The organism is Streptomyces sp., assembly GCF_036566765.1.
Taxonomy (GTDB): Bacteria; Actinomycetota; Actinomycetes; order Streptomycetales; family Streptomycetaceae; genus Streptomyces.
The window spans coordinates 1-26349 of the sequence record NZ_DATCVQ010000115.1 but is presented as its reverse complement, the minus strand read 5'-3'; the positions used below and the strand labels follow the sequence as shown (position 1 = coordinate 26349).

The window sequence follows — 26349 nt, the reverse complement described above, 5'->3', positions numbered from 1 at the left end:
GCGTCTCCCCCCGCGCTGCGCGGCGCGCCGGGCCTCGGCCCGTCCGCCGTAGGGGCGCTCCTCGCCGTACGGCGAGGACGGGGACCCTGTGCTGACATCACGCGCCTGGGGCCTGCGGCCCGTGGGCTGCTGGGCGGCGCGCCGGGCTGCTGCCCGCCCGCCGGCGGGCGGCTGCGGCTGCGGCGATTTGCGACGGTGCTCGCTCATCGAACGACTACTCCTCGGGCAGGCGCGTAGGCCTGGAAGCGGCAAGTGATTTCCGGTCCCCCCGAAATGAATACGGACAGGCCCCATGGGGGGCTCATCCGCACTGCAGCCGGTACATCGAGATCACTGACGTGCATCGGCGTCCCTCGGTTCCCGGTGGTCTGCATGCCGCACAGACTACGCACGGCCAAAACCTGCCTAGGGCTGAAGTTCACCCCAAATCAGGCAAGTCGATTGCGACGAATTGACGATGTGATGCCGGTCACGTTGACCCCACTTGTCGCAGCAGGGCGGCCGTTCTATCGTCGGGATGTATCGAGTCGATACATCAGTGCGGCATAGAGAGCCCGGCGGCGGAGGAGGCGATGGATGAGCAGGCGCTCAGGAATCCTCGAGTTCGCCGTTCTCGGACTGCTTCGTGAAGCCCCGATGCACGGATACGAGCTGCGCAAGCGGCTCAACACCTCGCTGGGCATCTTCCGCGCCTTCAGCTACGGGACCCTCTATCCCTGCCTCAAGACGCTGGTCGCCAACGGCTGGTTGATCGAGGAGCCCGGCAGCGCCCCCGAGGACGCGCTGGCCGCGTCACTCGCGGGGCGCCGCGCCAAGATCGTCTACCGGTTGACGGCCGAAGGTAAGGAGCACTTCGAGGAGCTCCTCTCCCACACCGGCCCGGACGCCTGGGAGGACGAGCACTTCGCCGCGCGGTTCGCCTTCTTCGGCCAGACCGAGCGCGAGGTGCGGATGCGCGTCCTCGAGGGCCGCCGCAGCCGGCTGGAGGAGCGTCTGGAGAAGATGCGGGCCTCCCTCGCCAGGACGCGCGAACGCCTCGACGACTACACACTTGAGCTGCAGCGCCACGGCATGGAGTCCGTGGAGCGCGAAGTGCGCTGGCTGAACGAGCTCATCGAGAGCGAGCGGGCGGGGCGGGACCGGCGATCCGGTCCTGAGACCCCCGACAACCCTGCTCGGCAGGACGACAGGATTTCTGGAGACACGGGCGGCCTGCCCCGGCACGGGGGCAGTACCCGGCCGGATCCGTCCGACGACACCACCAAGTGAGGGCCTGCGATCAGCAGGACCTCCGAGATCACACAGGGAGCAACCGGAATGGGTTCGGTTCGCGTAGCCATCGTCGGCGTGGGCAACTGCGCCGCCTCGCTGGTTCAGGGCGTCGAGTACTACAAGGACGCCGACCCGGCGGCCAAGGTGCCGGGTCTGATGCACGTCCAGTTCGGCGACTACCACGTCGGCGACGTGGAGTTCGTGGCCGCCTTCGACGTGGACGCGAAGAAGGTCGGCCTCGACCTCGCGGACGCGATCGGCGCCAGCGAGAACAACACCATCAAGATCTGTGACGTCCCCGCCTCGGGCGTCACGGTCCAGCGTGGCCACACGCTCGACGGTCTGGGCAAGTACTACCGCCAGACCATCGAGGAGTCCGCCGAGGCCCCGGTCGACGTCGTCCAGGTCCTCAAGGACAAGCAGGTCGACGTGCTCGTCTGCTACCTGCCCGTGGGCTCCGAGGCCGCCGCGAAGTTCTACGCGCAGTGCGCCATCGACGCCAAGGTCGCCTTCGTCAACGCTCTCCCGGTATTCATCGCCGGCACCAAGGAGTGGGCGGACAAGTTCACCGAGGCCGGTGTGCCGATCGTCGGTGACGACATCAAGTCCCAGGTGGGCGCCACCATCACGCACCGCGTGATGGCCAAGCTCTTCGAGGACCGCGGTGTCCGCCTGGAGCGCACCATGCAGCTGAACGTCGGCGGCAACATGGACTTCAAGAACATGCTGGAGCGCGACCGCCTGGAGTCCAAGAAGATCTCCAAGACGCAGGCCGTCACCTCGCAGATCCCGGACCGCGACATGGGCGAGAAGAACGTCCACATCGGCCCGTCGGACTACGTGGCCTGGCTGGACGACCGCAAGTGGGCGTACGTCCGCCTGGAGGGCCGTGCGTTCGGCGACGTCCCGCTGAACCTGGAGTACAAGCTCGAGGTGTGGGACTCCCCGAACTCGGCGGGTGTCATCATCGACGCCCTGCGCGCCGCGAAGATCGCCAAGGACCGCGGCATCGGCGGCCCGATCCTCTCCGCCTCCTCGTACTTCATGAAGTCCCCGCCGGTGCAGTACTTCGACGACGAGGCCTTCGAGAACGTCGAGAAGTTCATCAAGGGCGAGGTCGAGCGCTGAGCACTCCTCAGGAGCGCTGAGTCGTGATCGACGGCAGAGGGTCCCCGTGGCGAAAGCCCGGGGACCCTCTGCCGTATGCGCGTCGCCGTATGTGAGTCTTGCTGCCATGTCCGTCGTACGTGATCTGCGCGTACTCCTGCGCCTGACGAACTTCCGTCGCCTGCTCGCCGTCCGGCTGCTGTCGCAGTGCGCCGACGGCGTCTATCAGGTCGCCCTCGCCACGTACGTCGTCTTCTCCCCCGAGAAGGAGACCTCGCCCGCGGCCATCGCCTCGGCGATGGCCGTGCTGCTGCTGCCGTACTCGCTCGTCGGCCCGTTCGCCGGCGTGCTCCTGGACCGCTGGCAACGCCGACAGGTCTTCCTGTACGGGAATCTCCTGCGGACCGTCCTCGCCTCGGTCACGGCCGTCCTCGTCCTGGCCTCCGTCCCGGACTGGCTCTTCTACGCCTCCGCGCTCTCGGTGACCGCCGTGAACCGCTTCGTCCTCGCCGGCCTGTCGGCCTCCCTGCCCCGGGTCGTGGACGACGAACGACTGGTCCTGGCGAACTCCCTGTCGCCGACCGCCGGCACCCTGGCCGCGACCGTCGGCGGCGGCGTCGCGTTCGGCGTACGCCTGGTCGCCTCCGACTCCGACGCGGCGGTCGTGGCCGTGGGCGCTCTCCTCTATCTCTGCTCGGCGCTCGCCGCCCTGCGCATGCCCCGCGGACTGCTCGGGCCCGACCCCACGCAGGTGCAGCCCCGGCTCGCCGCCGCCCTCGCCTCGACCGCCCGGGGCCTCGTCGACGGACTGCGCCATCTGGCCGAGCGGCGCCCGGCGGCGCGCGCCCTGATCGCGATGACGATCATGCGCTTCTGCCACGGGGCCCTGACCGTGGCCGTGCTGATGCTCTGCCGGTACACCTGGGGCGCGACCGAGTCGGACGGACTGGCGCTCCTGGGCCTCGCCGTCGCGATCTCGGGCGCGGGGTTCTTCGCCGCCGCAGTGATCTCGCCCTGGGCCGTCGGCCGACTCGGCCCGTTCGGCTGGATGACGGCGTGCGCCGGCTCCGCAGCGGTCCTGGAGCTGGCGCTGGGGCTGACCTTCGCCCCCGTGCCCTTCATGATCGCCGCGTTCGCCCTGGGGCTCGCCACGCAGGGCACCAAGATCGCGACGGACACCGTGGTGCAGACCTCGGTGGACGACGCCTACCGCGGCCGGGTCTTCTCGCTCTACGACGTCCTGTTCAACGTCGCCTTCGTCGCCGCGGCCGGTGTGGCGGCTCTGATGCTCCCGGCCGACGGCCGGTCCGTTCCACTGGTCGTGATGGTCGCCGTCCTCTACGCCGCCGTGGCGCTGGCCCTCCGCCGCACGAGCTGAGGGGCGATGTTTCACGTGAAACATCGCCCCTCGGTCGCATCGCCGCGTCGATGTTTCACGTGAAACATCGACGCGTTCCGGCTCAGCCCTGAGCCGCCCACCACTCCTTGAGAGCCGCGACCGCACGGTCGTGCTCCATCGGCCCGTTCTCCAGCCGCAGCTCCAGCAGGAACTTGTAGGCCTTGCCGACGGCCGGTCCCGGGCGGATCCCGAGGATCTCCTGGATCTGGTTGCCGTCCAGGTCGGGCCGGATCGAGTCCAGCTCCTCCTGCTCCTGCAGCTGGGCGATCCGCTCCTCCAGACCGTCGTACGTCCGCGCCAGGGCAACGGCCTTGCGCTTGTTCCGCGTGGTGCAGTCCGAGCGGGTCAGCTTGTGCAGCCGCGACAGCAGCGGGCCGCCGTCGCGCACATAGCGCCGCACCGCGGAGTCGGTCCACTCGCCGGACCCGTATCCGTGGAAGCGCAGGTGCAGCTCCACGAGACGCGAGACGTCCTTGACCATCTCGTTGGAGTACTTGAGCGCCGTCATGCGCTTCTTCGTCATCTTCGCCCCGACCACCTCGTGGTGGTGGAACGAGACCCGGCCGTCCTTCTCGAAGCGGCGGGTGCGCGGCTTGCCGATGTCGTGCAGCAGCGCCGCCAGCCTCAGCACGAGGTCGGGGCCCTCCTCCTCCAGCGCGATCGCCTGGTCGAGGACGGTCAGCGAGTGCTCGTAGACGTCCTTGTGCCGGTGGTGCTCGTCACTCTCCAGCCGCAGGGCCGGAAGCTCGGGCAGCACGTGGTCGGCGAGCCCGGTGTCCACGAGGAGCCCGAGGCCCTTGCGGGGGTGGGCGGACAGCAGCAGCTTATTGAGCTCGTCCCGGACCCGCTCGGCGGAGACGATCTCGAGGCGCTCGGACATCTCCTTCATGGCCGCCACGACCTCGGGGGCCACCTCGAAGTCCAGCTGCGCGGCGAAACGCGCGGCCCGCATCATGCGCAGCGGATCGTCGGAGAAGGACTCCTCGGGGGTGCCCGGAGTGCGCAGCACCCGTGCCGCGAGGTCCTCCAGACCGCCGTACGGGTCGATGAACTCCTTCTCCGGCAGCGCGACCGCCATGGCGTTCACCGTGAAGTCCCGGCGCACCAGGTCCTGCTCGATCGAGTCGCCGTAGGAGACCTCGGGCTTGCGCGAGGTGCGGTCGTACGCCTCGGAGCGGTACGTGGTGATCTCGATCTCGAAGCGCTGCACGACGTCCCCGACGCGGGCGTCCTTCTGGCAGCCGACCGTCCCGAAGGCGATCCCGACCTCCCAGACCGCGTCCGCCCACGGACGGACGATCTTCAGCACGTCCTCGGGCCGGGCGTCAGTGGTGAAGTCGAGGTCGTTGCCGAGCCGCCCGAGCAAAGCGTCCCGTACCGAACCGCCGACCAGAGCGAGGCTGAAGCCGGCCTCCTGGAAACGGCGGGCGAGGTCGTCGGCGGCAGGGGAGACGCGCAGCAGTTCGCTGACCGCGCGGCGTTGCACCTGGCTCAGTGCAGTCGGGGTGTCTTCGTTGGCGTTCGGCACAACAGAAAAGGGTACGTGCCCCGGCCGCCCGGAGCGTCCCCGTTTCCGCCCGGCCGCGGGCCGGTCGCATCTCCTGGAGCACTCCCCAGCACTTCACCGCAGCGTGCATCGTTACCATGCGTGGACACAGCAACCGGCAAGCATCGATACCACTGAGACGACGAGGACGGGCGAACGCGTGGCCGAGGCGGCAGACATCCAGGGGTCCTCTCCCTCTCCTGCCCGCCGGTGGCTGCGGCGCACGGCGTCCCTCGCGGCCGCCGCGCCGCTGCTGGCGGGGCTGATCCAGGTGCCCTCCGCGCCCGCGGCCGCCGCCGCGGAGGAGCCCACCGGGTCACGGACAGTGGATGTGTCGCTCGACACGCTGGCGCCCAGCGCCCCGATGGAGGGCGACACCCTCACCATCACCGGCACGGTGACGAACAACGGCCGGCAGCCCGTCTCCGCCGCCACGGTGGACCTTCGGGTCGGTCCCCGGCTCTCCAGCCGCAGCTCGATCGACGAGGCGGCGGGGCGCACCGGGTACCGGTCGGACAGCGACCCGGCCGCCCTGGGCGGCGCCTACACCTTCAAGATCCCGCAGCTGGCCTCCGGGCTCAGCACGGACTTCACCCTCTCCGTCCCGGTCGCCAAGCTCGGCCTGGACGACGCGGGCGTCTACCAGCTCGGCGTCTCGCTCTCCGGCCAAACCTCGTCCCAGCCGTCCGACCGGGTCCTGGGCATCGAGCGGACGTTCCTGCCCTGGCAGCCCGAGGCCGCCGCGAAGAAGACGCAGATCACCTACCTGTGGCCGCTGATCTCCTCGGCCCGCGTCTCCGCCGAGACCGCCCCCGACGACCAGCAGACCCCGGTCTTCGAGAACGACGACCTGGCCGCGGAGCTCGCCCCGGGCGGGCGGCTGGAGCGGCTGGTCTCGCTCGGCAAGGAGCTCCCCGTCACCTGGGTCCTCGACCCGGACCTGCTCGCCACCGTCGACGCGATGACGCGCAGCTACAGCGTCAAGAGCGGCACGGAGACGGTCCCGGGCCGGAACCAGGCGGTCGCCGAGCAGTGGCTGAGCTCGCTGGAGAAGGCGGTGTCGGGCCACAAGGTCGTCTCGCTCCCCTTCGCCGACCCCGACCTCGCCTCCCTGGCCCACCGCGGCAAGGACGTCTCCGGCTCGCTCGGTCAGCTGAAGCCGGCCACCGAGGTCGCCAGGACCACCGTGGAGACGATCCTCCACGTGACGCCGTCCACCGACTTCGCCTGGCCCGTCGAGGGCGCGGTCGACCCCTCGATCGTGGACGTCGCCACATCGGCCGGCGCACGCAAGGTCATCGCCCGCAGCGACAGCCTGCGCGACGACCTCACCTACACCCCCACGGCCGCCCGGCCGATCGGCGGCGGCACCACCGCGGTCGTCGCCGACGCCTCGCTCTCCACCGTCTTCAGCAGCGACATGACCCGGGCCGAGGCCTCCACCCTCGCCGTGCAGCGCTTCCTCGCCCAGACACTGGCCATCACCCAGCAGGCGCCCGACAAGCCCCGCAGCATCGTCGTCGCGCCGCAGCGGATGCCGACCGCCTCCCAGGCGCAGACGATGGCGACCGCCCTGCGCGGCCTGGCCCCGCAGCGCTGGAGCCAGTCGCTGGACCTCATCGCGGCCTCCGCGGCCCGCCCTGACCCCCGCGCGACGACGAAGGTCCCCAGCGCCTCGCGGTACCCGGCGAAGCTGCGCAAGCGCGAGCTGCCCGTCGAGGCGTTCCGCGACATGAAGACCACCCAGGAGCAGCTGGACAGCTTCAAGGTCATCCTCACCATGCAGTACCGGGTGGTGACGCCGTTCGGCAACGCGATCAGCCGCATGATGTCGACGTCCTGGCGCGGCCAGGCCCCGGCCGCGGCCCTCTACCGGATCGAGGTCCTCGACTATCTGCAGGGCCTCACCGAAGAGGTCCGGCTGATCGAGAAGTCCGACCTCACCCTCTCCGGCCGCAGCGCGACCATCCCGGTCACCGTGCAGAACAAGCTGCTGCAGGGCGTGGACAACCTGGAGCTGCGGCTCACCTCCACGAAGCCGACCCGTCTGAAGCTCAACGACGGCGAGGCGACGGCGGCACAGCCCGTGAAGATCGACGGCGGGCACAGCCAGTCCGTGAAGTTCACGGCTTCGGCGAACGCCAACGGGCCGGTCCCGATGACCGCCCAGCTGTACACGGAGGACGGCAAGCCGTACGGCCGCCCGATGACGTTCACCGTGAAGGTCTCCGAGATCACCCCGACCGTGATGCTCGTCATCGCGGGCGGTGTCCTGCTCCTGGTCCTCGCCGGCGTCCGGATGTACTCCCAGCGCAAGCGCGCGGCGGCCAGGAACGCCGAGGCGGAGGCCCAGGCAGAGGCCGAGGCGGAGGCCCAGGCAGAGGCCGAGACGGAGACGGACACGGAGACGGAGGCCGAGACAGAGGTGGACACGGAAGCCGAGACAGAGGCCGACGCGGACGCCGGGGTCGAACCGGAGGACGGGACGGACGCCGCCGAGGCCGACGATCCCGGGCAGCCGAGTGACCCCACGCCGGACACCGGTCCCGAAAGCGGCGACCCGTCGGGCACGGGTGAGAAAGTGGACCGTTGAGCGATGTCGTGGCCGGTCGGCCGGGGACGATGAGGTGGGGTAAGCATGAACGCGCCGTACGACGGTGACCGCGGTCAGGGCGCGGGCGGCGCAGCTGCGCCGTCCGGCGGAACGCCCACGCCGCCGCCCGGGACCGGCCAGGCCCCCGTGCCTCCGGAGCAGCAGGGCGCTGCGGACCCGCACGCCCAGGACCCGCACGCCCAGGACCCGCACGCCCAGGACCAGTACGCGCAGGACCCCTACGTCCAGGACGCGTACGCCCAGGACCCCTACCGCTCGCAGGACCTGTCCGCCCAGGACCCGGTGACGGAGGCGCTCTACGACCGGGCGGCGCACCCCCCGCCCCCGCCGGGCACCTACGCCGAGCCGCAGCCGCTCTACCAGCAGCCGGCCACGCCCCAGCACGCCCCGGACCCGCGGGTGTGGGCGCAGACCCCCGCCCCGGAGCCCGACGGGCCCTCCCGGCACCTTCCGTACGGCGACGACGCCCGCAACGTCCAGTTCACCGGGGTCGACGACCTGGTGACCCGGGCCGGCGAGGACGACCCCGAGCCCGACGCCTTCGCGCACCTGTACCGGGACCAGCAGACCCCCGGCGGCCAGGTGCCCCCTCCCGCCCCGGAGCCGGATCCGATGCCCGCCCCCGCACCGAAGAAGTCGGGAGGCCGCGCCTCCGGGCTGCTGAAGTCCAGCGCCCTCATGGCGGCCGGCACCCTCGTCTCCCGGCTGACCGGATTCGTCCGCAGCCTGGTGATCACCGGCGCGCTCGGCGCCGCCCTGCTCGGCGACACGTTCACCGTGGCGTACACCCTGCCGACGATGATCTACATCCTCACCGTCGGCGGCGGCCTCAACTCGGTCTTCGTGCCGCAGCTGGTCCGCTCGATGAAGAACGACGACGACGGCGGCGAGGCGTACGCCAACCGCCTGCTCACGCTCGTCATGGTGGCGCTCGGCGCGATCGTGGCCGTCGCCGTGTTCGCGGCCCCGCTGCTCATCCGGCTGATGTCGAACACCATCGCCGACAACCCCGACGCCAACGGCGTCGCCGTCACCTTCGCCCGCTACTGCCTGCCCACCATCTTCTTCATGGGCGTGCACGTGGTGATGGGTCAGATCCTCAACGCCCGGGGCAAGTTCGGCGCGATGATGTGGACCCCGGTCCTCAACAACATCGTGATGATCGTGACGTTCGGCCTGTTCATCTGGGTCTACGGCACGTCCGCCGAGTCCCACATGGGCGTCACCACCATCCCCGACGAGGGCATCCGGCTGCTCGGCATCGGCACCCTGCTCGGCCTGGTCGTCCAGGCGCTGGCGATGATCCCCTACCTGCGCGAGACGGGCTTCCGCTTCCGGCCCCGCTTCGACTGGAAGGGCCACGGCCTCGGCAAGACCGTCAAACTGGCCAAGTGGACCGTCCTGTTCGTCCTCGCCAACCAGGCCGGCGTCCTGGTCGTCACCCAGCTGGCCACCGCTGCGGGCGAGGCGTCCGGCAAGGACGGCGCGGGCTTCCTCGCGTACTCCAACGCCCAGCTGATCTGGGGCATGCCGCAGGCGATCATCACCGTCTCCGTCATGGCGGCCCTGCTGCCGCGTATCTCCCGCGCCGCCCACGACGACGACCCCGGCGCGGTCCGCGACGACATCTCCCAGGGGCTGCGGAACTCCGCCGTGGCGATCGTCCCGGTCTCCTTCGCCTTCCTCGCGCTCGGCGTTCCGATGTCGCAGCTGCTGTACGCGTCCAGCGGCACCGAGGCCGCCCGGGGCATGGGCTTCATCCTGATGGCCTTCGGCCTCGGCCTGATCCCGTACTCGGTCCAGTACGTCGTCCTGCGCGGCTTCTACGCCTACGAGGACACCCGGACGCCCTTCTACAACACGGTCATCGTCGCGGGCGTCAACGCCGCTGCCTCGGCCGCCTGTTACTTCGTGCTCCCCGCCCAGTGGGCCGTGGTCGGCATGGCCGCCTCCTACGGCCTCGCCTACGCCGTCGGCGTCGGCATCGCCTGGCGCCGACTGCGCAACCGCCTCGGCGGCGACCTGGACGGCTCGCACGTACTGCGCACCTACGCACGGCTGTGCCTGGCGTCGCTGCCCGCCGCAGCAGTGTCCGGCGCGGTCGGCTTCGGCATCCTGAAGGCGCTCGGCGACGGGGCGTTCGGCTCGCTCGTCGCCCTCGTCGTCGGCGGTGCGGCGCTGTTCGCGGTGTTCTTCGTCGCGGCCCGCCGCATGCGGATCGCGGAGCTCAACTCCATGGTCGGCATGGTGCGCGGCCGCCTGGGCCGCTAGCTCGGCGGGCCCGCACAACCATCGTCCGCCGCCGCGTGTCGTGCATAGCGCCGGACTGTGGGCACAATTGGCATGGCTGTTGGATGTGGCGCAACGGATGGGGAGGCAGGAACGACGGTGGCGGAACGTAGCACGGCTGCCGTCGACGTGGCCGACAGCAGCGGAGAAGACCCGCTGACCGCCAAGGCGGATACGGCCGCGACCGACGGGGTGGCGGAAGCGCAGGAAACGGCGGAGCGGAACACGCCGGACACGAACGACGGCGGCGAGGAGAAGAAGGCCGACGCGCAACCCTCGGTGGAGACGCCGGAACTGCACAGCGGCCACAAACTGGCCAAGCGCTACCGGCTGGAGGAGTGCGTCACTCGTCTGGACGGTTTCAGCAGTTGGCGTGCCGTCGACGAGAAACTCCGCCGAGCCGTCGGAGTCCACCTGCTGCCGGCCGACCACCCCAGGGCCAGGTCGGTGCTCGCCGCCGCCCGGTCCGCGGCGCTGCTCGGCGACCCCCGGTTCGTGCAGGTCCTCGACGCCGTCGAGGAGAACGACCTCGTCTACGTCGTGCACGAATGGCTGCCGGACTCCACGGAGCTGACCGCCCTGCTGGCCGCCGGGCCGATGGAGCCCCACGACGCCTACCAGCTCGTCTCCCAGGTCTCCCAGGCCATGGCCGCCGCGCACCGCGAAGGCCTGGCCCACCTCCGGCTGACCCCCAGCGCCGTGCTGCGCAGCTCCACCGGCCAGTACCGGATCCGCGGGCTTGCCGTGAACGCCGCCCTGCGCGGCATCAGCGCCGAACGCCCCCAGCGCACGGACACCGAAGCGATCGGCGCACTGCTGTACGCGGCGCTCACGCAGCGCTGGCCGTACGACAGCGACGCCTACGGGCTGGCCGGACTGCCCAAGGACGTCGGGCTGATCGCCCCCGACCAGGTGCGCGCCGGCGTGCACCGCGGGCTCTCCGAGGTCGCCATGCGCGCCCTGGCCAACGACGGCGCGACCGCCTCGCGCCAGGAGCCGCCCTGCACCACCCCCGACGAGCTGGCCAAGGCCGTGGCGGCGATGCCACGGATCCGCCCGCCGGAGCCGGAGTTCCCGACCCCGGCCGAGTACCAGCGCACCACCTACCAGCAGGGCGCCTACGGCCGCCAGCAGCCCCGGCCGGCCGTCACCCAGCCGCTGCCCGCGCCGCCCGCCCCGCTGCAGAGCCGCACCGGCAAGGCCCTCAAGTGGGCCGTGTCGGCGCTGCTCATCGCCGCGCTCGGCCTGGGCAGCTGGCAGGTGGCGGACAAGCTGCTGGACCGGAACAAGGAGCAGGAGACTCCCCGGACCACGCAGCCCGACAACACCGAGAACAAGCAGCAGTCGGAGTCCGGCAAGCCGGTCGCCATCAGCGAGGCGTACGACTTCGATCCGCTCGGCGACGGCTCGGAGAACGCCTCAGAGATAAAGAACGCCTACGACGGCGACCCCAGCACCTCGTGGCCGACCAGCAACTACAGGGGCTACGCGAAGTTCGGCAATCTGAAGGAAGGCGTGGGCATCGTCCTGGACCTCGGCAAGGTCCAGGAGATCGGCAAGGTCGAGGTCACCTTCCACGGCACGACCTCGGTCCAGCTGCGTACCGCGCCCGAGAGCGCCTCGTCCCGGCCCGGCGCGCCCGGTGACTACGCCACCCAGACCTCGGGGACGGGTTCCCATGTGACCCTCGCCCCGGGCAAGCCGGTCAAGACGCGCTACGTCCTCGTCTGGCTGACCGAGCTGCCGAGCGCCGACGGCGGTTACCGGGGCCAGATCTCGGACATCAAGATCACGAGCTGACGGCACAGGGGGAGGGGGCTCACCGGTGGACGAACAAGGCGGTCTCAGCGACCAGGAACTCCTGGCACGCCATGTGGCCGGAGACCCAGACGCCTTCGGTGAGCTCGTACGGCGCCACCGGGACCGGCTGTGGGCCGTCGCCCTGCGCACGCTGGGCGACCGCGAGGAGGCCGCCGACGCCGTCCAGGACGCCCTGGTGTCCGCCTTCCGGGCCGCCCACACCTTCCGGGGCCAGTCGGCCGTCACGACGTGGCTCCACCGCATCACCGTGAACGCCTGCCTCGACCGGGCCCGCAAGGCGGCCTCCCGCAAGACCTCGCCCGTCGACGACACCACCCGCCTGGAACAGCTCCTCGAACCCCACGAGTCCGCCGAGGCCCCCGCCGAACGGCAGGACCTGCACCGGGAACTGTTCGCCGCGCTCGCCAAGCTCCCCCCCGACCAGCGCGCCGCGCTCGTCCTGGTGGACATGCAGGGCTACCCGGTCGCCGAGGCCGCCCGCATCCTCGACGTCCCCACCGGAACGGTGAAGAGCCGCTGCGCACGCGGCCGGGCCCGGCTGCTGCCGCTGCTCACTCATCTGCGCGCGGACACCGGGGGTAACGAAGGTCCAGGCGGGGGAAGGAACCGGACGCCAGGGACATCCGTCCCACCGGTGTCGAGGCGAACGGATACGGGACCGAACGGTCCAGCTGCTGTGAAGGGCGGAGGTGGGCGCACGTGACATCCACGACCGGCAGGGCCGACACGACACAGCACCCGGACGTCTCGGAGATCTCCGACCTCACCGAAGGCCTGCTCCCGCCGGCCCGGACCTCCGCCGTACGCAGACACCTCGACGGCTGCACCCTGTGCACCGACGTGCGTACCTCCCTGGAGGAGATCCGCGGACTGCTGGGCACCCTGCCCGGCCCTGCCCGGATGCCCGCCGAGATCGCCGGCCGGATCGACGCCGCGCTCGCCGCCGAAGCCCTCCTGAGCGCCACCGCACCGGACACCGCGGCCCATGTTTCACGTGAAACACCGCCCGAGGCCGCCCCAGACGACGCGCCCGCCACAAGCGCCTCCCCCGAGCCCTCCACCGCCGGCGGCTCCGACCGGCCGGCAGGGCGCCCCAGGGCCGCGACCGGCCCTGGGCGCCCGTCCGGCAGGCGTCGCCGCCGCGTCGCCGTGCTCGGCGGCGTCTTCGGCGCGGCCGTCCTCGGCCTGGGCACGTTCCTCCTCCTGCCCGGCACGCTGCAGAACGCTGCCGACAGCAGCGGTGACAAGAAGTCCGACGTCGCCGCCAGCAGCGCGGACGCCCGCTTCTCCGGCGAGGGCGTCGACCAGCGCGTCCAGGAACTCCTGAGCCGCGACGGCACCCTCAAGGCCCCCAAGGACCCCGCACCCGAGTCCCTGAAATCCGAGTCCGACGGCCACAGCTCCCTGCGCGGCTTGGACACCACGCTGCCGAACTGCGTGCGGGTCGGCACCGGCCGCACCGACCCCGTCCTCGCCTTCCAGCCCGGTGACTACCAGGGCTCCCGGGCTTACCTCGTCGTCCTGCCGCACGCCACCGACAGCTCCCAGGTCCAGGCGTACGTCCTCGATGCCTCCTGCGCCGAGGGCGGCACAGCCGCCAAGGCGGACGTCCTGCTGACCCACGCCTACCCTCGCTCCTGACACATCGCCGTGCCTGAGGCGGCTCCGGGAATGCATCACCCTTAGGATCCGTTGGGTGGGGTGAGAGTCACCGACCCGATCGCCCCGTAGGCAGTAGGCAGTCTGCAGAGACGAGGAAGAAACCCGTGAGCGACGTCCGTAACGTGATCATCATCGGCTCGGGGCCCGCGGGATACACCGCCGCGCTCTACACGGCGCGCGCGTCGCTGAAGCCGCTCGTCTTCGAGGGCGCCGTCACCGCCGGTGGCGCCCTGATGAACACGACCGACGTGGAGAACTTCCCCGGCTTCCGCGACGGCATCCTGGGCCCCGACCTGATGGACAACATGCGCGCCCAGGCCGAGCGCTTCGGCGCCGAGCTCATCCCGGACGACGTCGTCGCCGTGGACCTGACCGGCGAGATCAAGACCGTCACCGACACCGCCGGCACCGTGCACCGCGCCAAGGCCGTCATCGTGACCACCGGCTCGCAGCACCGCAAGCTCGGCCTGCCCAACGAGGACGCGCTCTCCGGCCGCGGCGTCTCGTGGTGCGCCACCTGCGACGGCTTCTTCTTCAAGGACCAGGACATCGCCGTCGTCGGCGGCGGCGACACCGCGATGGAGGAGGCCACCTTCCTCTCGCGCTTCGCCAAGTCCGTGACGATCGTCCACCGCCGTGACTCGCTGCGCGCCTCGAAGGCCATGCAGGACCGCGCCTTCGCCGACCCGAAGATCAAGTTCGCCTGGGACAGCGAGGTCGCCGAGGTCCACGGCGACCAGAAGCTCTCCGGTCTGACCCTGCGCAACACCAAGACCGGCGAGACCAGCGAGCTGCCCGTCACCGGTCTGTTCATCGCCGTCGGCCACGACCCGCGCACCGAGCTGTTCAAGGGCCAGCTGGAGCTGGACGAGGAGGGCTACCTGAAGGTGGACGCCCCCTCGACCCGCACCAACCTGACCGGTGTCTTCGGCGCCGGCGACGTCGTCGACCACACCTACCGCCAGGCGATCACCGCCGCGGGCACCGGCTGCTCCGCCGCGCTGGACGCCGAGCGCTTCCTGGCCGCCCTCGCCGACGAGAAGGCCGCGGAGCCGGCGACGACCTCCGCGGTCTGACGCGCTCCTCTCCCCACCCCCACACCCCGCGAAGTTAAGGAGGCCGCCGTGGCCGATCTGAAGAACGTGACTGACGCTTCCTTCGATGAGGACGTCCTCAAGAGCGACAAGCCCGTCCTGGTGGACTTCTGGGCGGCCTGGTGCGGCCCGTGCCGCCAGATCGCCCCGTCGCTCGAGGCCATCGCCAAGGAGCACGGTGACAAGATCGAGATCGTCAAGCTCAACATCGACGAGAACCCGGCCACGGCTGCCAAGTACGGCGTCATGTCCATCCCGACGCTGAACGTCTACCAGAACGGCGAGGTCGCCAAGACGATCGTCGGCGCCAAGCCGAAGGCCGCCATCGTGCGCGACCTCGAGGACTTCATCGCCGAGTAGTCCACGAAGGCCTGACGCCTCCGTTGTTTCACGTGAAACACGAACGGCCCGCCCCCTTCCGGGGCGGGCCGTCGTCGTACCCGGGCTACAGCGGCCGCAGGGCGGGCTCCTTCTGTACCGCTCCCAGCAGCCGGTCCAGCGCCATCTCGACGTCCTCCTTCCAGGAGAGCGTCGTCCGCAGCTCCAGCCGCAGCCGCGGATGCACCGGATGCGGGCGCACCGTCTTGAAGCCCACCGCCAGCAGATGATCCGCCGGCAACACGCAGGCCGGCTCCTTCCACCGCGCGTCGCCGAACGCCTCGATCGCCCTGAAGCCACGCCGCAGCAGATCCTTCGCGACCGTCTGCACCATCACACGCCCCAGGCCCTGCCCCTGAAAGCCCGGCATGATCCAGGCCGTCATCAGCTGGACCGAGTCCGCCGACACCGGACTCGTGGGGAACGCCGTCGAACGCGGCACATAGGCGGGAGGGGCGTAGAGAACGAACCCGACCGGCATCTCGTCGACATAGACCACCCGGCCGCACGAACCCCACTCAAGGAGCACGGCGGAGATCCAGGCCTCCTTCTCCAGCTCCGGCCGGCCGGCCTTTACCGCTGCCTCTCCACTGACCGGATCGAGCTCCCAGAAGACACACGACCGGCAACGCTTGGGGAGGTCCGGAAGGTTGTCCAGAGTGAGCGGTACGAGTCGACGCCCCACGGGTCCTCACTTCCCTCACCTGCCGCACCACGAGCCTGCGCCAGCGCACTGCGCTCCCTCAGCAGACCGCCGATGAAGCCACCGACCACGCCCAGGCCCAGACCCGCCGTCACCCAACGGCCGCGGCTCACCTCTCGCATGGCCCCCGCCCCTCTCTGCGCCGGATCACGGTGGATATGCCATACCTGAACGCATCGTATCCATCGGACACTCCGGCGGATACCGCGCGCAAGCAAAGGGCGGACCGTGTTCCGGCCAACACCGGTCCACGGTCCGCCCCGTTGGAGGACAACGCGGGCCTCAGCCCTCGCCGTCCTCCTCGCTCGGCTCGGACAGCGCCCGGTCCATGACTCGTCCCTCACCGGGAGCCAGAGTGCCCAGGATCCGGTCCAGATCCTCCATCGAGGCGAACTCGACGACGATCTTGCCCTTCTTCTGCCCCAGGTCGACCTTCACCCGGGTCTCGAAACGATCCGACAGCCGTGACGCCAGATCCGTCAGCGCCGGGGAGACCCGGGCGCCGGCCCGCGGCCCCCTCGGCTTCGTCGCCGCCTCGGGCTCCGAGCCCATCAGCGTCACGATCTCCTCCACCGCACGCACCGAGAGCCCCTCGGCGACGATCCGGTAGGCCAGCTTGTCCTGCGTCTCCGGGTCCTCCACGGACAGCAGCGCCCGGGCATGACCGGCCGACAGCACCCCGGCCGCGACCCGGCGCTGCACCGGCGGCGACAGCCGCAGCAGCCGCAGCGTGTTCGACACCTGCGGACGCGAACGCCCGATCCGGTCCGCCAGCTGGTCGTGGGTGCAGTTGAAGTCCTTGAGCAGCTGGTCGTAGGCGGCGGCCTCCTCCAGCGGGTTCAGCTGGGCACGGTGCAGGTTCTCCAGGAGGGCGTCCAGGAGAAGCTTCTCGTCCTCCGTCGCACGGACGATCGCGGGAATCCGCTCCAGGCCCGCCTCCCGGCACGCCCGCCAGCGCCGCTCGCCCATGATGAGCTCGTAGCGCTCGGCGCCCAGCTGACGCACGACGACCGGCTGCAGCAGACCGACCTCCTTGATGGAGGTGACCAGTTCCGCCAGCGCGTCCTCGTCGAACACCTCACGCGGCTGACGCGGGTTCGGGGTGATCGAGTCGAGCGGCAGCTCCGCGAAGTGCGCCCCCGCGGGCGACTCCGGCTCCACCACGCTCTCGTGCTCGGCCACCGGGATCACCGCGTCCGGCGCCTGCGCGCTCGCAGGCAGCGTCGCCACCTTCGCGGCCGCCACACCCCGCTCCGCCGGCATCGACGGAATCGCACCCGGCGAGGACGAGCCCGCCGCCACACCGACCGCCGGCGCCTGCCGCTCCTGGGGAGCAGCGGGAATCAGCGCACCGAGCCCACGCCCCAACCCCCTACGTCGCTCACTCACTGGATCCCCTCCGACATGCTTCGCTGGCTGTTCTGGCTGCCCAGGTGGGCGTGCTGGGCGTCGTAGCGGATACCGACCCCCCGCAGCGCGATCTCACGAGCCGCCTCGAGGTACGACAGCGAGCCGCTGGAGCCCGGGTCGTAGGTGAGCACGGTCTGTCCGTAGCTCGGCGCCTCCGAGATGCGCACCGATCGCGGAATGCTGGTCCGCAGGACCTCCTCGCCGAAGTGACTGCGCACCTCGTCGGCGACCTGCGAGGCGAGCCTCGTCCGCCCGTCGTACATGGTGAGCAGGATCGTCGACACATGCAGCGCCGGGTTCAGATGCCCGCGCACCAGGTCGACGTTCCTCAGGAGCTGACCCAGGCCCTCCAGCGCGTAGTACTCGCACTGGATCGGGATCAGCACCTCGGCTCCCGCCACGAGGGCGTTGACCGTCAGCAGCCCGAGCGAGGGAGGGCAGTCGATCAGAATGTAGTCCAGCGGCTGCTCGTACGCCTGGATCGCCCGCTGCAGCCGGCTCTCCCGCGCCACCAGCGACACCAGCTCGATCTCCGCACCGGCCAGATCGATCGTGGCGGGAGCGCAGAAGAGCCCCTCGACATCAGGCACCGGCTGCACCACGTCGGAGAGCGGCTTGCTCTCCACCAGGACGTCGTAGATCGAGGGGACCTCGGCATGGTGATCGATCCCCAGCGCCGTGGAGGCATTGCCCTGCGGATCCAGGTCGATCACCAGGACACGGGCGCCGTGCAGCGCCAGCGACGCGGCAAGGTTGACCGTCGTGGTCGTCTTGCCCACGCCGCCCTTCTGGTTGGCGACCACCATGACGCGCGTCTGCGCGGGCCGTGGAAGACCTTCTCCGGCACGCCCCAGAGCCTCCACTGCCAGTTGGGCAGCACGACCAATGGGGGTGTCGTCCATCGGGGGCGATGTTTCACGTGAAACATCGGACCCCGCCGATTCGGTTCGGGGACCGGGGACCGGGTCGGTCATCGGTCCCGCGATGTTGGCGTCGGACCGCAAGGATTCACTCTCCTCGGCTTCAGGCTCGCGATGAGCAGAGCCTGCCATGCTTTCGGGGTCGTGAACCAGCGAGGCCCCTGGTTCTGTGGACGAATCCACCTCTGTGGACAACTCCGCCACCCTCACGGGGGGCTTCGCCGGGGGTTTGCGGTCTCGGGGCGTGGCGGCCGCGCGGCCGCGGCTGATGATCCCCTGCAGCAGTGAGCGACGTTTCACGTGAAACACGATGCACGCGCCACCCGGCCACGACCGCCCGACACTCCGAAATAGGTACGAATGGTTGTTTGTATGGCTCAGCGACGCCGACGCGTCCGGCTGGTACGAGCGGCCTTGGCCCGCTTGGCGGCGAACCTCACACCACCCGGGCTCTCCCCGACCTCCACCCGCACCACGGTCGACAACGGATCCACGATGCCCTCGCCGACATGCAGCACCGAGGTCTCCACCACACCCAGCTTCGACAGCGCCGACCGCGCACCGTCCAGCTCCTCCTGAGCGGTGTCCCCCTTGAGCGCCAGCATCTCGCCATAAGGCCGCAGCAGCGGCACGCCCCAGCCGGCCAGCCGGTCCAGCGGCGCCACGGCACGAGCCGTCACCACATGCACCGGTGGCAGCTTGCCCAGCACCTCCTCGGCACGCCCCCGGACCACGGTCACATGATCCAGACCCAGCAGCTCGACGACCTCCTGAAGAAAGTTCGTCCGCCGCAGCAGCGGCTCCAGCAACGTGATCTTCAGATCCGGCCGTACCAACGCCAGCGGAATACCGGGCAGACCCGCACCCGAACCCACATCGCAGACCGTGACACCCTCCGGCACGACCTCCGAGAGCACCGCACAGTTCAGCAGATGCCGCTCCCACAGCCGCGGCACCTCACGCGGACCGATCAGCCCACGCTTCACTCCCGCGTCCGAGAGCAGCTCCGCGTACCGCACAGCCTCCGGAAAGTACTCGCCGAAAACCGTCCGCGCCTGCTCCGGCGCCTGGGGGAGCTCCGCTGACTCCGTCACGGGAACCGTCCTTCCGTACCGCGCACCGCGCTGGGGTTGGCTGACTATCAGGCTGACAAAGATCGGCCCCGCCTGCGAACAGACGGGGCCGACACGACAAGAAGGGATCAGGCAGGGAGAACGACGACGAAGCGCTGCGGCTCCTCGCCCTCGGACTCGCTGCGCAGCCCGGCGGCGGCGACCGCGTCGTGCACGACCTTGCGCTCGAACGGCGTCATCGGGTCCAGCTTCACCGGCTCACCCGTGGACTTCACCTTGTCCGCAGCCTGCGCACCCAGCTCCGCGAGCTCGGTGCGCTTCTTGGCACGGAAACCGGCGATGTCCAGCATCAGACGGCTGCGGTCACCGGTCTCCCGGTGCACGGCCAGACGCGTGAGCTCCTGGAGCGCCTCCAGCACCTCGCCGTCACGGCCCACGAGCTTCTGCAGATCACGGCCGCCCGCGTCGCTGACGATGGAGACCGCGGCCCGGTCCGCCTCGACGTCCATGTCGATGTCGCCGTCCAGATCGGCGATGTCGAGCAGACCCTCGAGGTAATCGGCCGCGATCTCACCCTCCTGCTCCAGGCGGGTCAGGGTGTCAACACCCTCAGCGGCCTCGGCGGAGGTGGTGCCTTCCGTCACGGGATGGACTCCTTCTTACTTCTTGGACGGGGACTTGGGCCGCTGCGGACCCTTGCGCTGTCCGGACTGGGCCTTGCTGCGGGTACCGCCGCCGGACTGCTTCTTGGCGGGTGCGGCGGGCTTGGCGTCCTCGGGCTCATCGGACTTGCTCAGCGAGGTCGGCTCCGACGACGGAGCGTCATCGGCCGCCTTGCCACCCGAGGCAGCCGCACCGCCCGACTGCCGCTGGGACTTGCTCTGCCGCTTGGGCTGCTGACGCTTGGGGGTGGCCGCGCTGGTCGACGTGCCGTCCTCGGTCTGGACCGCGGCCTGGGACTCGCTCTGGACCACGGAGCCGTCGGCCTGGGCCGCAAGACCCGCTTTGTTCAGACCGTTGATGAACTTGCGCTCGAACTCGTTGCGGTCGCGGCCCTTGGCGACGATCGCCTTGATGATGGTGCGCTCGCTGCGCTTGCGGGCCTTGCCGTGGCTCGTGACGTGCTTGGTGAGGCGCTCCAGGTAGGCGGCCTGGGCCTTGGAACCCGGCGTCGGGTTGTTGCGGATGACGTACATCTGCTGGCCCATGGTCCAGACGTTGGTGGTGAGCCAGTAGACGAGGACACCGACCGGGAAGTTGATGCCGAAGACGGCGAACATGACGGGGAAGACGTACATCAGCATCTTCTGCTGCTGCATGAACGGCGTCTTGACCGTGGTGTCGACGTTCTTCGTCATCAGCTGGCGCTGCGTGTAGAACTGCGACGCCGACATCAGGACGATCATGACCGCGGTGACGACCCGGACGTCCGTCAGCGAGGCGCCGAGCGCCTCGACCTTGCTCGAACCGTCCGTGAACTTCGCGGCCAGCGGGGCACCGAAAATGTGCGCCTTACGGGCACTGGCCAGCAGCGAATCGTTGATGACGCCGATCGTCGAGCCGGTCGCGATGCCGTTGAGCACGTGATACAGGGCGAAGAAGAACGGGGACTGCGCCAGGATGGGAAGGCACGAGGAGAGCGGGTTGGTACCCGTCTCCTTGTACAGCTTCATCATCTCTTCGGACTGACGCTGCTTGTCGTTCTTGTAGCGCTCCTGGATCTTCTTCATCTCGGGCTGGAGCGTCTGCATGGCCCGCGTCGACTTGATCTGCTTCACGAAGAGCGGGATCAGGCAGATACGGATCAGGATCACGAGGGACACGATCGACAGGCCCCAGGCCCACCCGGTGTCAGGGCCGAAGATGGCGCCGTACATCGAGTGGAACTGGACGATGACCCAGGAGACGGGTGTCGTGATGAAGCTGAAAAGACTGGCAATCGTGTCCACTAATCATGCTCCTTGGGCATGGGACGGAGTCTCTGCGGCCGGGCTCGAAGGAGTCTGTCCCTCGGTGGCCGAGGCGGCGGAGGGCCCGCCCCTACGTGCACGCCAGGCGTTACGCAGCATTTCGTGCCACCGCGGACGCTTGCGCGGCGGGACATGGTCCACCCCGCCCAGCGACCACGGATTGCACCGCAGGATGCGCCAGGCGGTGAGTGCCGTTCCCTTGATCGCACCGTGCCGGTCGATGGCCTGGAAGCCGTAGTGGGAGCACGACGGGTAGTACTTGCACACCGGCCCCAGCAGCGGACTGATGGTCCACTGGTACAGCTTGATCAGCGCCAGCAGCGGGTATTTCATCGTGCGCCCCCTCCCAGCAGCCGCTGAACGGCGGCATCCAGGTCTCGGGCCAGCTGTTCGTGATCGGCGTCGCCCGCCTCGGGCAGCGCTCGTACGACTACCAGGCTACCGGGGGGAAACAGAGCGACCCTGTCGCGCATCAGATGACGCAGTCTGCGCTTCACCTTGTTGCGCACGACCGCGCCGCCCACGGCCTTGCTCACGACGAAACCCGCACGCGTCGGGGGAGCGCTCTCCCCAGGCGCGTGCGGGTCCGTGGCACCGCTACGAAAATGGACGACGAGGGACGGGCGTCCGGCCCGGCGCCCTCGTCGTACCGCGGTCGCGAAGTCCTCGCGCCGCCTCAGCCGGTTCTCGGTGGGCAGCACGACGGCATGACCTGACCGGGATCAGGCGGACAGGCTGGCGCGACCCTTGCTGCGGCGGTTCGCCAGAATCGCGCGGCCGGCACGGGTACGCATCCGAAGACGGAAACCGTGGGTCTTCGCGCGACGACGGTTGTTCGGCTGGAAGGTGCGCTTGCTCACTCGGGGGCTCCAGAGATAAATCGGTGGTGGCGGGTGCCGTCCTGGCTGTCACCGTGCGCCCACGAGTAGCTCGCAGTAACGCCCGAGTGCACCGCTTCCCGATCACCCGAAGCGATCTGTGCCCATCGGAGGCAGGCGGCAGCAGCCATCGACAACTCGACCTGGTTACGGTACGCGCGGCTGCGCCATCCGGTCAAACCAGTGGTCACCAGGAGACACTATCCACAGGCTGGGGACAACAACTTGAACCGCACCCGTCGCCCTGACTACCGTGGCTGAACTCCGATTCGTTCCGTTGACCCCTGTGTTTCGGCTCCACCCCATTTGAATCCCGACTCGTCCCACAACCACACGTTCGTGGGACCCGTGAGAGAGCGTGCCCTGTGGCTGACGTACCTGCCGATCTTGCCGCAGTGTGGCCACGCGTACTCGAGCAACTTCTCGGCGAGGGCCGCGTCCAGGGTGTGGAGGCGAAGGACGAGCACTGGATCCGGCGCTGCCAGCCCCTCGCGCTGGTCGCCGACACCGCCCTGCTCGCCGTACCGAACGAATTTGCGAAAGGCGTACTGGAGGGCCGGCTGGCCCCTGCCGTCAGCGAGACGCTGAGCCGTGAGTGCGGTCGCCCGATCCGTATCGCGATCACGGTCGACGACTCCGCGGGCGAGCCCCCGGCACCGCCCGCGCCTCCTGCCCCCCGGCCCCAGTCGCGCTATGAGGAGCCGGAACTCCCCTCCGGCCAGTACGACAACCAGTACGAGGGTTACGGCCGTCACCGCGCCGACGACTCCCGTCCGAACCGCGGCGAGCAGCGCCCCGGGCCCCAGGGCGACCACGGGCCCCGCCCGGACCAGCTCCCGACCGCCCGCCCCGCCTACCCCTCGGAGTACCAGCGCCCCGAGCCCGGCTCCTGGCCGCGGCCGGCGCAGGACGAATACAGCTGGCAGCAGCAGCGGCTCGGCTTCCCGGAGCGCGACCCGTACGCGTCGCCGTCGCAGGAGCCGTATCCGCAGGAGTCGTACGGCCCCCCGTCGCAGGACTACCGCCCGCAGCCGATGGAGCGCCCGCCCTACGACAGTCCGCGCCGCGACTACGACGAGCGGCCGGACTACGACAAGCCACGCCCCGACTACGACCAGCCCCGGTCCGACTACGACCAGCGCGACGCCCGCCGGGACCTGCCCGATCCCCCGTCCGGCTCCGGACATGTGCATCGCGGCGGCCCGGTCGGCTCCAGCCTGCCCACCACCGGTGCTCCCGGTCCGCTCGCCGCGCAGCCCGCGCCCGCGACCGGCCCCGGTGAGCCCACCGCGCGGCTGAACCCGAAGTACCTCTTCGACACGTTCGTCATCGGCGCCTCCAACCGCTTCGCCCACGCTGCCGCGGTGGCGGTCGCCGAGGCGCCGGCCAAGGCCTACAACCCCCTCTTCATCTACGGGGAGTCGGGACTCGGCAAGACCCACCTGCTGCACGCGATCGGGCACTACGCGCGCAGCCTGTATCCCGGCACGCGCGTGCGGTACGTGAGCTCGGAGGAGTTCACCAACGAGTTCATCAACTCCATCCGCGACGGCAAGGGCGACAGCTTCCGCAAGCGCTACCGCGAGATGGACATCCTGCTCGTCGACGACATCCAGTTCCTCGCGGACAAGGAGTCGACGCAGGAGGAGTTCTTCCACACCTTCAACACGCTCCACAACGCGAACAAGCAGATCGTTCTGTCCAGCGACCGGCCGCCCAAACAGCTGGTGACGCTGGAGGACCGGCTGCGGAACCGTTTCGAGTGGGGTCTGATCACCGACGTCCAGCCGCCCGAGCTGGAGACACGGATCGCGATCCTGCGCAAGAAGGCGGTGCAGGAGCAGCTCAACGCCCCGCCGGAGGTCCTGGAGTTCATCGCCTCCCGGATCTCGCGCAACATCCGCGAGCTGGAGGGGGCGCTGATCCGGGTGACGGCGTTCGCGTCGCTCAACCGGCAGCCGGTCGACCTGGGCCTGACCGAGATCGTCCTCAAGGACCTGATCCCCGGCGGCGAGGACTCCGCCCCGGAGATCACCTCCACGGCCATCATGAGCGCCACGGCGGACTACTTCGGCCTGACCGTCGAGGACCTGTGCGGCACCTCGCGCGGGCGGGCGCTCGTCACGGCCCGCCAGATCGCCATGTACCTGTGCCGCGAGCTGACGGACCTGTCGCTGCCGAAGATCGGCGCGCTGTTCGGCGGCCGCGACCACACCACGGTCATGCACGCCGACCGCAAGATCCGCAATCTGATGGCCGAGCGGCGCTCCATCTACAACCAGGTCACCGAGCTCACCAACCGCATCAAGAACGGCTGACAGAGGCAGAGTTACGACGGTTTCGACGCTGAAGGGCGCCCTGGGGACGAGATCCCGGAGGCGCCCTTCTTCATGCCGCCGTAGCCGGCTGTTCGAATCCCCGCCGGGTTACGGCCTCCCTCCACAGATCCGGCGACTTTCTGCCGTCCACATCCTGGGGACTGCGAAGTTGTCCAGATCACGGTCCACAGGCTCTCTGTTGAAAGACCATCGGGCCAGGTCAGGTGGTTGTGGATTCGTGGACGAACGATCTCCACAGACTGTGGACAGCGAGAAGATCCACAGGCTGTGCACCGAGTTGTCCACCGGCAACCCACAGGCCGGGGCCGGTTGTCCCCAGCGATCACCAGGTTCTCCACATGCCTGTCCACTGTTCGGCAACGCGACGCGCCTGATCACCGGGTCGAGTGAAAGGCGTCACACGAAGGTGCCGGGTTGGGCTGTGGGAAAGGTGGGTAAAGCTGGGGACGGCGCTGGGGAGAACTCGCCTCAGGCTGTGCACGGAGTGTGCAGAACTTTCTGTTCTCCACAGATACGCCCGGTTGTCCACCGCCTCCGCCCACAGGGCCAGTGGACAAAATTTCCCCTCTGAGCTGGGAAAACGGGGTTATCCACGGTATCCACAGCCCCTACTACTACTCCCAACTAGAGAGAGCTGGGAATCCGTTTCGAAGTGGGGCCTGTGCACAACTCGCTGTCCGGCTCCCGGCTGCCCCTCGTCACGACTTGACCCCGAGAGGCACCTACTGTCAGTGCCGTGCGTCAGACTGGTCCCCGGTGTCCTTCCCTTCACAGGGTCCGGCGACACCGAGACAGACGACGAAGCCAGGCAGGGCGAGAAGCGCCGGCAACAGCAGGAGGCGGCAACAGTGAAGATCCGGGTGGAACGCGACGTACTCGCGGAGGCAGTGGCCTGGGCGGCGCGCAGCCTCCCGGCCCGTCCGCCGGCGCCTGTCCTCGCCGGCCTTCTCCTGAAGGCCGAGGAAGGCCAGCTGAGCCTGTCCAGCTTCGACTACGAGGTCTCCGCGCGGGTGTCGGTGGAGGCAGAGGTCGAGGAGGGCGGCACGGTGCTGGTCTCCGGCCGCCTGCTCGCCGACATCTGCCGAGCCCTCCCCAACCGTCCGGTGGAGATTTCCACAGACGGTGTACGGGCCACGGTGGTCTGCGGCTCCTCGCGGTTCACACTCCACACCCTGCCTGTGGAGGAGTACCCGGCGCTGCCGCAGATGCCGAGCGCCACGGGCACCGTCCCCGGTGAGGTCTTCGCCTCCGCCGCCGCCCAGGTGGCCATCGCCGCGGGCCGTGACGACACGCTCCCCGTCCTGACCGGTGTGCGCATCGAGATCGAGGGCGACACCGTCACGCTGGCGTCCACCGACCGCTACCGCTTCGCGGTTCGTGAGTTCCTGTGGAAGCCGGAGAACCCCGAGGCGTCCGCGGTGGCCCTGGTGCCCGCCAAGACGCTCCTGGACACCGCCAAGGCCCTCACGAGCGGCGACAGCGTCATCCTGGCGCTCTCCGGTTCGGGCGCCGGCGAGGGTCTGATCGGTTTCGAGGGCGCGGGCCGCCGTACGACCACGCGTCTGCTCGAAGGCGACCTGCCGAAGTACCGCTCGCTGTTCCCGACGGAGTTCAACTCCATCGCCGTGATCGAGACCGCCCCCTTCGTGGAGGCCGTCAAGCGTGTGGCCCTGGTCGCCGAGCGCAACACCCCGGTGCGGCTGAGCTTCGAGCAGGGTGTGCTGATCCTGGAGGCCGGTTCCAGCGACGACGCACAGGCTGTGGAGCGGGTCGACGCCCAGCTGGAGGGTGACGACGTCTCGATCGCCTTCAACCCGACGTTCCTGCTGGACGGGCTCAGCGCGATCGACTCCCCGATCGCCCAGCTCTCCTTC

The 26349-nt window shown here is 69.7% G+C and carries 23 protein-coding genes; 12 read left to right on the top strand and 11 right to left on the bottom strand.

All coding sequences use genetic code 11. The features are described 5' to 3' along the window. Window positions 1-207: hypothetical protein (locus tag VIU94_RS06220; protein WP_331908397.1), on the bottom strand; the 207-nt coding region annotated here is incomplete at its 3' end. A 369-nt stretch (window positions 208-576) separates the two neighbouring features. On the opposite strand from VIU94_RS06220, the gene VIU94_RS06215 reads away from it, so the two are divergent. From VIU94_RS06215 to VIU94_RS06205, 3 genes are all read left to right on the top strand, one after another. After that, on the top strand, window positions 577-1269 hold the full coding sequence (locus VIU94_RS06215; protein ID WP_331908395.1) for a PadR family transcriptional regulator: 693 nt from the start codon (window positions 577-579) through the stop codon (window positions 1267-1269). A 48-nt stretch (window positions 1270-1317) separates the two neighbouring features. Then, on the top strand, window positions 1318-2400 hold the full coding sequence (locus VIU94_RS06210) for an inositol-3-phosphate synthase (RefSeq protein ID WP_331908393.1): 1083 nt from the start codon (window positions 1318-1320) through the stop codon (window positions 2398-2400). Window positions 2401-2506: 106 nt separating this feature from the next. After that, window positions 2507-3757, top strand: a complete 1251-nt coding sequence (locus VIU94_RS06205) for an MFS transporter (protein ID WP_331908391.1) — start codon at window positions 2507-2509, stop codon at window positions 3755-3757. Between the two features lie 82 nt (window positions 3758-3839). Here VIU94_RS06205 and VIU94_RS06200 read toward each other — a convergent pair whose 3' ends face one another. Next, window positions 3840-5306, bottom strand: a complete 1467-nt coding sequence (locus tag VIU94_RS06200; protein ID WP_331908389.1) for a CCA tRNA nucleotidyltransferase — start codon at window positions 5304-5306, stop codon at window positions 3840-3842. 178 nt (window positions 5307-5484) lie between these two features. Here VIU94_RS06200 and VIU94_RS06195 point away from each other — a divergent pair, with 178 nt between their 5' ends. The 7 genes from VIU94_RS06195 to trxA all read left to right on the top strand — a co-directional run bounded on the left by VIU94_RS06195 (window position 5485) and on the right by trxA (window position 15164). Next, window positions 5485-7917, top strand: coding sequence for a DUF6049 family protein (locus VIU94_RS06195; protein ID WP_331908387.1), 2433 nt, complete (start codon window positions 5485-5487; stop codon window positions 7915-7917). Between the two features lie 45 nt (window positions 7918-7962). Continuing rightward, entirely contained in the window at window positions 7963-10209 is a 2247-nt protein-coding gene (gene murJ / locus VIU94_RS06190) for a murein biosynthesis integral membrane protein MurJ (protein WP_331908385.1), read from the top strand. Between the two features lie 117 nt (window positions 10210-10326). Continuing rightward, complete coding sequence (locus VIU94_RS06185; RefSeq protein WP_331908383.1) at window positions 10327-12027, top strand: protein kinase family protein; 1701 nt, start codon at window positions 10327-10329, stop codon at window positions 12025-12027. Window positions 12028-12052: 25 nt separating this feature from the next. Continuing rightward, window positions 12053-12751, top strand: coding sequence for an RNA polymerase sigma factor SigM (gene sigM / locus VIU94_RS06180; protein WP_331908381.1), 699 nt, complete (start codon window positions 12053-12055; stop codon window positions 12749-12751). Then, the gene (locus VIU94_RS06175) at window positions 12748-13689 is read left to right on the top strand and encodes an RsmA family anti-sigma factor (RefSeq protein WP_331908379.1); all 942 of its coding nucleotides are present in this window, start codon (window positions 12748-12750) and stop codon (window positions 13687-13689) included. The genes sigM and VIU94_RS06175 overlap by 4 nt, the downstream gene beginning before the upstream one ends. Window positions 13690-13814: 125 nt before the next feature. Further along, window positions 13815-14786, top strand: coding sequence for a thioredoxin-disulfide reductase (gene trxB / locus VIU94_RS06170; RefSeq protein ID WP_331908377.1), 972 nt, complete (start codon window positions 13815-13817; stop codon window positions 14784-14786). 48 nt (window positions 14787-14834) lie between these two features. Continuing rightward, entirely contained in the window at window positions 14835-15164 is a 330-nt protein-coding gene (trxA, locus tag VIU94_RS06165; protein WP_331908375.1) for a thioredoxin, read from the top strand. Window positions 15165-15249: 85 nt separating this feature from the next. On the opposite strand, the gene VIU94_RS06160 is transcribed toward trxA, so the two are convergent. From VIU94_RS06160 to rpmH, 9 genes are all read right to left on the bottom strand, one after another. Then, window positions 15250-15867, bottom strand: coding sequence for a GNAT family N-acetyltransferase (locus VIU94_RS06160; RefSeq protein WP_331908373.1), 618 nt, complete (start codon window positions 15865-15867; stop codon window positions 15250-15252). Window positions 15868-16167: 300 nt separating this feature from the next. Then, window positions 16168-17274: a ParB/RepB/Spo0J family partition protein gene (locus tag VIU94_RS06155; RefSeq protein WP_331908371.1), complete on the bottom strand. Its 1107-nt coding sequence runs from the start codon at window positions 17272-17274 to the stop codon at window positions 16168-16170. Beyond that, entirely contained in the window at window positions 17271-18347 is a 1077-nt protein-coding gene (locus tag VIU94_RS06150) for a ParA family protein (protein ID WP_331908369.1), read from the bottom strand. Before VIU94_RS06150 ends, VIU94_RS06155 begins: the two co-directional genes overlap by 4 nt. A gap of 245 nt (window positions 18348-18592) precedes the next feature. Then, window positions 18593-19309, bottom strand: coding sequence for a 16S rRNA (guanine(527)-N(7))-methyltransferase RsmG (gene rsmG, locus VIU94_RS06145; protein WP_331908367.1), 717 nt, complete (start codon window positions 19307-19309; stop codon window positions 18593-18595). A 107-nt stretch (window positions 19310-19416) separates the two neighbouring features. Then, the gene (locus tag VIU94_RS06140) at window positions 19417-19932 is read right to left on the bottom strand and encodes a Jag family protein (RefSeq protein ID WP_331908365.1); all 516 of its coding nucleotides are present in this window, start codon (window positions 19930-19932) and stop codon (window positions 19417-19419) included. Between the two features lie 15 nt (window positions 19933-19947). Beyond that, window positions 19948-21237 carry a membrane protein insertase YidC gene (gene yidC / locus VIU94_RS06135; protein WP_331908363.1) on the bottom strand — a complete coding sequence of 430 codons (1290 nt, stop codon included), beginning with the start codon at window positions 21235-21237 and terminating at the stop codon, window positions 19948-19950. A 3-nt stretch (window positions 21238-21240) separates the two neighbouring features. Continuing rightward, window positions 21241-21591: a membrane protein insertion efficiency factor YidD gene (gene yidD, locus VIU94_RS06130; protein WP_057609092.1), complete on the bottom strand. Its 351-nt coding sequence runs from the start codon at window positions 21589-21591 to the stop codon at window positions 21241-21243. Then, on the bottom strand, window positions 21588-21959 hold the full coding sequence (gene rnpA / locus VIU94_RS06125; protein WP_059208182.1) for a ribonuclease P protein component: 372 nt from the start codon (window positions 21957-21959) through the stop codon (window positions 21588-21590). The genes yidD and rnpA overlap by 4 nt, the downstream gene beginning before the upstream one ends. A 21-nt stretch (window positions 21960-21980) precedes the next feature. Further along, complete coding sequence (gene rpmH, locus VIU94_RS06120; protein WP_005482975.1) at window positions 21981-22118, bottom strand: 50S ribosomal protein L34; 138 nt, start codon at window positions 22116-22118, stop codon at window positions 21981-21983. Window positions 22119-22501: 383 nt separating this feature from the next. On the opposite strand from rpmH, the gene dnaA reads away from it, so the two are divergent. Both dnaA and dnaN read left to right on the top strand, forming a co-directional pair. Further along, a complete protein-coding gene (dnaA, locus tag VIU94_RS06115; RefSeq protein ID WP_331908361.1) occupies window positions 22502-24454 on the top strand; it encodes a chromosomal replication initiator protein DnaA in 1953 nt (650 codons plus the stop codon). An 869-nt stretch (window positions 24455-25323) separates the two neighbouring features. Continuing rightward, window positions 25324-26349 (top strand): DNA polymerase III subunit beta (gene dnaN / locus VIU94_RS06110; RefSeq protein WP_331908359.1); only part of this gene is annotated, 1026 nt, incomplete at its 3' end.